This is a genomic window from Polaribacter sp. (genome assembly GCF_965656025.1).
In the GTDB taxonomy this organism is placed as follows: Bacteria; Bacteroidota; Bacteroidia; order Flavobacteriales; family Flavobacteriaceae; genus Polaribacter.
On record NZ_CBFHJT010000027.1, the window covers coordinates 1 to 6,818 of the forward strand.

The window sequence follows — 6,818 nt, forward strand, 5'->3', positions numbered from 1 at the left end:
AAAAATCTCACTTTAAAAGATGATTTTTATCAGTCTTAAACAACTAATTTTCTAGTACTTTTATAGTTGTATGGGCATAAAAAAACTCAAAATTTTACAATTTTGAGTTTTTTTGTGACTCCAGAAGGATTCGAACCTTCAACCGTCAGAGCCGAAATCTGATATTCTATCCAGTTGAACTATGGAGCCTTTTATAAATTAAAATGATCTTTCGGGAGCATTTAAGATGAAAATATTAAAATTTACTTCATTAAGTGTTTTCTAACCAATGTAGAGATTATTTTACCATCTGCTTGTCCAGATAATTCTTTAGAAACAATACCCATTACCTTACCCATATCTTGCATGCCAGAAGCATTTAAATCGTCTATGGTTGCAATTACAACACCTTCTATTTCTTCTTCTGTTAAGGCTTCTGGTAAAAATTGTTCTAAAACAGCAATTTCCGCCAATTCTGGTGCTGCTAAATCTTCTCTATTTTGTTTTATAAAAATAGCAGCACTATCTTTACGTTGTTTTACTTGTTTTTGTATGATTTTAAGTTCTTGATCTTCTGTTAATTCTTCCTGAACACCAGATTCTGTTTTTGCCAATAAAAAAGCAGATTTAACAGCTCTTAAAGCTTGTAAAGCAACTGTATCTTTTGCTTTCATCGCTTCTTTCATCTTATCCATTACTTGTTTTTGTAAACTCATATTGTAGTGTTTTAATGATTTCTATTTGTTTTTTGATATCTTTTTTAAGTACAAAACGTTTTTATTATAGTCTATGATAGCTTTTCCTTTTTGTAAAATATCTGCTCCTATAATACCATCTACCTTTTTTGCATTATGGTTTTCTAAAGCAATATTTACATGCGATAAATCAAATAAAACTAGGTGCAATTTTTTGGTAGACCATTTACCTATTTTTAAATAATTGTTTTCAGAAAGCTGAGTTTCCATATCTGTGGCACCTGCACCAGCTGCTTTGGTTTCGCTTTCTTCTGCTAATAAATTAAAATGTGCTATTGCATTTAAACCAACGCAAGAATTAGAAGCACCAGTATCTAAAATAAAACGCCCTTTAATCCCGTTTATTTTTGCTTTTAATTCTAAATGATTAGTGGCAATTTTCTTTAGTTTTATTTTGATGTACTTTTTCTTTTTTAAAATTTTTGCTAAACGTTTCATAAAAAGTTTTAAGAAATCAAAAATACAATTTAATACATTTAAAAATACCAAGCTATAAGATTTCTTCTAGTTTTTGTTTGTATAAATTAAACGTTCTTATATTATGATGTGTAGCTTCCTCTAAAGTGATAAAATCATTTGCTGGATTGTTATTTAGTTGAAACAATTTTTTTGATCCTTTTAGGGGAGTTACACTATCTTTTTTACCATGAAAAATGGTTATGGGTACTTTAACTAGATTAAAAAATGTATAAGTGCTAAATTTATATTTTAATAAAAAGGTAGGTGCTAAAAACAAGGCATTTTGTACTGCTTTTTTTAAGCTATAAAAAGGAGCCTCTAAAATTAGATGTTTAGGGGTGTTTTTTTGTGCAATTTTAGTTGCAAAAGTACAACCAATAGAATAACCATAAACTACAATTTCATCTTCACTATACATTGTGTTTATATGTTGATAAACTTGCAATGCATCTTCATACATTTTTTGCTCGTTAAAACCACCTGTACTTTTACCATAATTTCTATAATCAAAAAGTAACACTTCGTAATTATAATTTAAAAGGTAAGAAACTCTATTGCCCCATTTTGTTAAATTACCTTTATTACCATGACAAAAAAGAATAATTCCTTTAGGATTTTTTAATTGAAAATGTACTGCGTTAATTAAGGTATCATCTATACTTTTTATAAATAATTCTTCAAAAGGATTGGTAAATTTATACAGATAATCTTTGGACAGTTTTTTACCATTTAAAAAAATAAATTGCTCTTGAAAAAAAGAAAAGAAAATACAAAAAGCAATTATAAGTAAGATTGGTAAATAAATCATTATTAAAAATTAATTAGCACGAAACTAATCATTTTTAAGGATTCTAAATAAAAACTTTAACATTCTTGACTTTGATTGCCTCTTTAATATTTACTATTTTTAGATTGCTATAAATTATTTACCTTATGAATACACCTAAAAGATTAGAAAATGCGCTTGTAAAACTTTACAAAGCTTTTCATAACAACACCTTAAACCCAGAAGATTGTACAGCTTGTGCTGTTGGTAATATTTTAGATAATTTTGATAGTTGGAAACATTTATCTAACGATCATGGTTCTTTAGAATTGAGTTATGTAGGTAGAGTGCACCAAAATTTAGGTAGAAAATTTAATGGTTATTCACCACAAGAAATTGTACAAATAGAAAAGATTTTTTTAGAAGCTTGTGGGTTTAAAACCCCTTTATGCCATTACAACCAAAAGCCACAAAACCCAACAGATAAAGAAGTTTTATTTAATGGTTTGTGCAGTGTTGTAGCTTTTTTATGTAAGTTAGATAATGTACCCAATGTGATGGATTATTCGAAGTTATTTGAATATGAAAACAACCAACCAAAATATCACTTAGATACTTATTTAATGTCTTAAAAGAGAACTCTTTTTTAAAATATAGTTTTTTAACCAAAGGCGAATCCAAATATATTTTTTTTAAAATTGAAACAATTTTTATACACAACAATTGGTACAAATCCCCTTATTGTAAATTTTTTTTTCTTATTTTAAAACATTTTTGGGCATTTTGCCATTCTTTTAATTATTTAAATTTCTAAGATAATATCAAAAACTCAAGATTAACTATTTTTGTTCTAAACATCTTATTTATTGATTCAAAAAACACAAAAAAGTAAATCTATTCAAAAAAATAGATTTACTTATGATATTCCCCCGTTTTTTTTAAAACTAAAAACCTACTCCTGGTGCTTCTGGGCTTTGTGCCTGAGCTTTTTGTGGATTTAAAATTAAGTAAGTTCCTAAAGTTATTAATTTAGCGTAGTTACCGTAATTTCCTATTTTTTTTTAGTGCTTGTTTTCCGGTTATTTCTGTATTACTTGCATCTTATTTTGTCATATTAATTGTTATTCAATTACTATTTTTTTAGTTATTGGGACTCTTGTACCATTTCAGTTACTTTTTTGCTATCATGTTTATTTGATTGCAAGTACAAAACACTAAAGGTAAGTTGTAAGTTATTTTTACACGATGATGAATCTCTTTAAGTAACACCGTTTTTTGAGCAAGTATTTCTTCTATTTTCTTTTTTTGTATGTTGATGTTTTTTTATCTCTAGAAGATTTATTTAGAAAAAACACAAAAAGCACAATTAAAACTAAAAAAGTACCAATAATAAAATATTGAACTTTAATTCTGTATCTATCTGATTCTATTTGTTCATCTTTCTTTTTTAGTTGGTAAACATCTTCAAACTTATCTAACTCTCTTTTATTATTTTTCAAAAATAGTATTTCTTTGGAATCGTAATGAATTCTCATATAATCTGCAGGCTCTTTGTACTTTCTCAAATTCATGGAATTGCCATAAAGCAAATCTGAAATATCAACTATTCTTTGTAAATAGTTTATTTCTTGTGCAAGCCTTAATCCTTCTTTTAAATACTCAAGCCTGTCATGCCTGTACATTTGCAAAGTGCTAAAAACGATGGCTTTGTCTTTGTTGTAGGTTTCCATTAGCAGCTCTATTAATTGATCTGCAGCATCTTGCATCCAACTTTCTTCTGCTTTTAAAAAAGAAGATAATGCTTTTGGTTGATTTTCTTGTTTTTTATAAAGTTTACCAACTTTTAGGTAGTAACCAGCTACAAAAGTCTCAGAACAATTATTACACTGTTTTAACCCTTTTAAAAAATATGTTAATGCTGAATCTGTTTTAAGCTCTAAGTAAAAAGTATCTCCTTTAACAAGGAAATTATTCTTTTGGCCATAACCAGCGTAAGATAAAAATAATAGTATGAAATATATTTTCTTATACATAAACAGCTACAAAGTATAAGAATTATCTATGAACCAGCTAAAAATGTTAAGTTTATAAGGTTTTTTGTGAAATAAAAAAATCCGATTCAATATTTTGAATCGGCTTTTTTATAATTATTAGACTCTGAATTAAATTCAGCATATGGCTTTATTTATCCACCAAAATCATCAAATCGTATGTTTTCATCTGCAATACCAAAATCTTCTCCCATTTTCTGAACTGCTTTGTTCATTAATGGTGGTCCACAAAAATATAATTCTATGTCTTCTGGTGCTTCATGATGGTTTAAGTAATTATCAATTACACAGTTGTGAATAAATCCAACAAAACCATCTCCATCTTCATCGTTAATATCTTTTTTCACTTTCCAATTATCTTCTTCCATAGGTTCAGACAATGCTAAGTAAAATTTAAAGTTAGGAAAATCTCTTTCTAATTCTCTAAAATGCTCTAAGTAGAACAACTCACGTTTAGAACGACCTCCATACCAATAAGTTACCTTTCTACCAGTTTTTAAGGTTTTAAATAAGTGATATAGGTGAGAACGCATTGGCGCCATACCTGCACCACCACCAACATACAGCATTTCTGCATCAGATTCGTTGATAAAAAACTCTCCATAAGGTCCAGAAATAACACACTTATCTCCTTTTTTTAAGTTGAAAATGTAGGAAGATGCAACTCCTGGGTTTACATCCATCCAGCCACCTTTTGCTCTATCAAATGGAGGTGTTGCAATACGTACGTTTAACATAATTTCTCTGCCTTCTGCAGGGTAAGAAGCCATAGAATAAGCTCTTTCTACAGTTTCCGTATTTTTCATTACTAATGGCCACAATTTAAACTTGTCCCACTCTTCTTGAAACTTATCAGGTGTTTCATGCTCTTCTGGGTGCGCAGTAATATCCATATCAGAAAACTTTACTTCACAAGGAGGAATTTCTATTTGAATATAACCACCTGCTTTGTACCCCATATCTTCTGGAATTTCTACCACAAATTCTTTAATAAAAGAAGCTACATTGTAATTACGAACAACGGTTGCATCCCATTTCTTAATACCAAAAACTTCTTCTGGTATAGAAATATTCATGTCTTGTTTTACTTTAACCTGACAAGCTAAACGTGCGCCTTCTTTTAATTCTTTCTTAGAAAAGTGAGGAACTTCTGTTGGTAACGCTTCGCCACCACCAGAATTTACATGACATTCACATTGAATACAAGTTCCACCTCCACCACAAGCTGATGGTAAAAATATTTTGTTACTACCTAAAGTAGATAATAAAGAATCTCCAGAAGAAACTTCTATTTCTCTTTCTCCATTAATCATGATCTTTACAGGACCAGATGGAGATAATTTTTGTTTTACAACTAATAATAGAGTTATTAATAGTAAAGCTATTATTAAAAATGCGACCACTGTTGCTATTACAGTTCCTGTAGTACCTGCTGCTAATATCATATTATTGTATGGTTTTCGTATTTTTTGCTATTTCTTCTTTTTGCTCTTCTTTTACATCTACTTTTTTAATTGTAGCTTCTGTCTTTGTAGCTGGTTTTTCTTCTTCATCTCCACCAGTTAACATACCTCCAAAACTTAAAAAACCAATACCCATTAAACCGGTGATAATAAAAGTAATACCTAAGCCTCTTAATGCTGGTGGCACGCTAGAATATCTAATTTTTTCACGGATGGCAGCAATTGCTAAAATTGCTAAAAACCAACCAATTCCAGAAGAAATCCCATAATTAAATGCCAAACCTAGAGTTTCGATTTCACGAGCTTGCATAAATAAACTTCCCCCTAAAATTGCACAGTTTACTGCAATTAATGGTAAGAAAATACCTAAGGAATTGTATAAAGATGGTGAGAATTTCTCAACTATAATTTCTACCAACTGCACCATGGTTGCAATGGTTGCAATAAACATGATAAATGATAAGAAACCTAAATCGTAATCTGCATATTCTGGACCTAACCAAACCAAAGCTCCTGGTTGTAATAAATATTGATCTAATAACCAGTTTAGAGGTACTGTAATTGCCAAAACAAATATTACTGCAGCTCCTAACCCCACTGCTGTAGATACTTTTTTTGATACAGCTAAGTATGAACACATTCCAAGGAATACTGCAAATACCATATTATCTATAAAGATAGATCTGAAAAATAATTCTATATGTTCCATATTTTTTATTTTTTAGTATTTAGTTTCTGGTTATTGAGATACAATTATCAACAAAAACTGCGAACTAATGACTAATTTTTAATCTTCAATTAATGCTTTGTTTCTACTTCTTTGTACCCAAATAATTAATCCTACAACTATTAAAGCCATTGGTGGCATCAACATAAATCCATTGTTTTCGTAACCCGTAGCATACAAACCTGTTTTTTCTATTGGGTCTCCTAAAACTGGAATTCCGAATAAAGTCCCAGAACCGAAAAGCTCTCTAAAGAAACCTACAATTAATAAAATAACTGCATATCCTAGAGCATTTCCAATTCCATCTAAGAAAGATTTCCAAGGACCATTACCTAATGCAAAAGCCTCAAAACGTCCCATAATAATACAGTTTGTAATAATTAAACCTACAAAAACAGCTAATGTTTTACTAAGTTCGTAAGCAAAGGCTTTTAGTACTTGATCTACGATAATTACTAAAGAAGCAACTACAATAAGTTGTACAATAATTCTAATTTTAGAAGGAATGATGTTTCTCATTAAAGAGATTACCACATTACCAACACCTAAAACAAATAGTACAGCCACACCCATTACTAAAGAGGCTTTTAACTCTGCAGTAATTGCCAATGCAGAACA

7 protein-coding genes, 1 tRNA gene and 2 pseudogenes are annotated in these 6,818 nt (G+C 29.6%); 1 reads left to right on the top strand and 9 read right to left on the bottom strand.

All coding sequences use genetic code 11. The features are described from left to right. Window positions 1–115 precede the first annotated feature (115 nt). The 4 genes from ACTG3S_RS06895 to ACTG3S_RS06910 form a co-directional block, all read right to left on the bottom strand. Window positions 116–189, bottom strand: a tRNA-Arg gene (locus ACTG3S_RS06895). Window positions 190–242: 53 nt separating this feature from the next. Then, on the bottom strand, window positions 243–695 hold the full coding sequence (locus tag ACTG3S_RS06900) for a GatB/YqeY domain-containing protein (RefSeq protein WP_439128628.1): 453 nt from the start codon (window positions 693–695) through the stop codon (window positions 243–245). A 21-nt stretch (window positions 696–716) separates the two neighbouring features. Then, on the bottom strand, window positions 717–1,172 hold the full coding sequence (locus ACTG3S_RS06905; protein WP_439128629.1) for a retropepsin-like aspartic protease: 456 nt from the start codon (window positions 1,170–1,172) through the stop codon (window positions 717–719). A gap of 52 nt (window positions 1,173–1,224) precedes the next feature. Then, on the bottom strand, window positions 1,225–2,001 hold the full coding sequence (locus ACTG3S_RS06910) for an alpha/beta hydrolase (protein WP_439128630.1): 777 nt from the start codon (window positions 1,999–2,001) through the stop codon (window positions 1,225–1,227). A 125-nt stretch (window positions 2,002–2,126) separates the two neighbouring features. On the opposite strand from ACTG3S_RS06910, the gene ACTG3S_RS06915 reads away from it, so the two are divergent. Next, a complete protein-coding gene (locus ACTG3S_RS06915; RefSeq protein WP_439128631.1) occupies window positions 2,127–2,591 on the top strand; it encodes a Na(+)-translocating NADH-quinone reductase subunit F in 465 nt (154 codons plus the stop codon). Window positions 2,592–3,103: 512 nt separating this feature from the next. On the opposite strand, the pseudogene ACTG3S_RS06920 reads toward ACTG3S_RS06915, so the two are convergent. The 5 genes and pseudogenes from ACTG3S_RS06920 to ACTG3S_RS06940 form a co-directional block, all read right to left on the bottom strand. Further along, window positions 3,104–3,187 (bottom strand): annotated as a pseudogene (locus ACTG3S_RS06920) (hypothetical protein); the annotation flags it as partial. A 397-nt stretch (window positions 3,188–3,584) separates the two neighbouring features. Further along, window positions 3,585–3,992 (bottom strand): annotated as a pseudogene (locus tag ACTG3S_RS06925) (proline dehydrogenase family protein); the annotation flags it as partial. 152 nt (window positions 3,993–4,144) lie between these two features. Continuing rightward, window positions 4,145–5,455, bottom strand: coding sequence for an NADH:ubiquinone reductase (Na(+)-transporting) subunit F (gene nqrF, locus ACTG3S_RS06930; protein ID WP_439128632.1), 1,311 nt, complete (start codon window positions 5,453–5,455; stop codon window positions 4,145–4,147). A 1-nt stretch (window position 5,456) separates the two neighbouring features. Further along, entirely contained in the window at window positions 5,457–6,182 is a 726-nt protein-coding gene (nqrE, locus tag ACTG3S_RS06935; RefSeq protein WP_439128633.1) for an NADH:ubiquinone reductase (Na(+)-transporting) subunit E, read from the bottom strand. Between the two features lie 78 nt (window positions 6,183–6,260). Next, window positions 6,261–6,818 (bottom strand): NADH:ubiquinone reductase (Na(+)-transporting) subunit D (locus ACTG3S_RS06940; RefSeq protein ID WP_439128634.1); only part of this gene is annotated, 558 nt, incomplete at its 5' end.

Bases quoted from the DNA above. Each gene is read 5' to 3' on its own strand.
- ACTG3S_RS06905 (WP_439128629.1), bottom strand. From the start codon at position 1,172: ATGAAACGTTTAGCAAAAATTTTAAAAAAGAAAAAGTACATCAAAATA.
- ACTG3S_RS06910 (WP_439128630.1), bottom strand. From the start codon at position 2,001: ATGATTTATTTACCAATCTTACTTATAATTGCTTTTTGTATTTTCTTT.
- nqrE (WP_439128633.1), bottom strand. From the start codon at position 6,182: ATGGAACATATAGAATTATTTTTCAGATCTATCTTTATAGATAATATG.
- ACTG3S_RS06915 (WP_439128631.1), top strand. From the start codon at position 2,127: ATGAATACACCTAAAAGATTAGAAAATGCGCTTGTAAAACTTTACAAA.
- ACTG3S_RS06900 (WP_439128628.1), bottom strand. From the start codon at position 695: ATGAGTTTACAAAAACAAGTAATGGATAAGATGAAAGAAGCGATGAAA.
- nqrF (WP_439128632.1), bottom strand. From the start codon at position 5,455: ATGATATTAGCAGCAGGTACTACAGGAACTGTAATAGCAACAGTGGTC.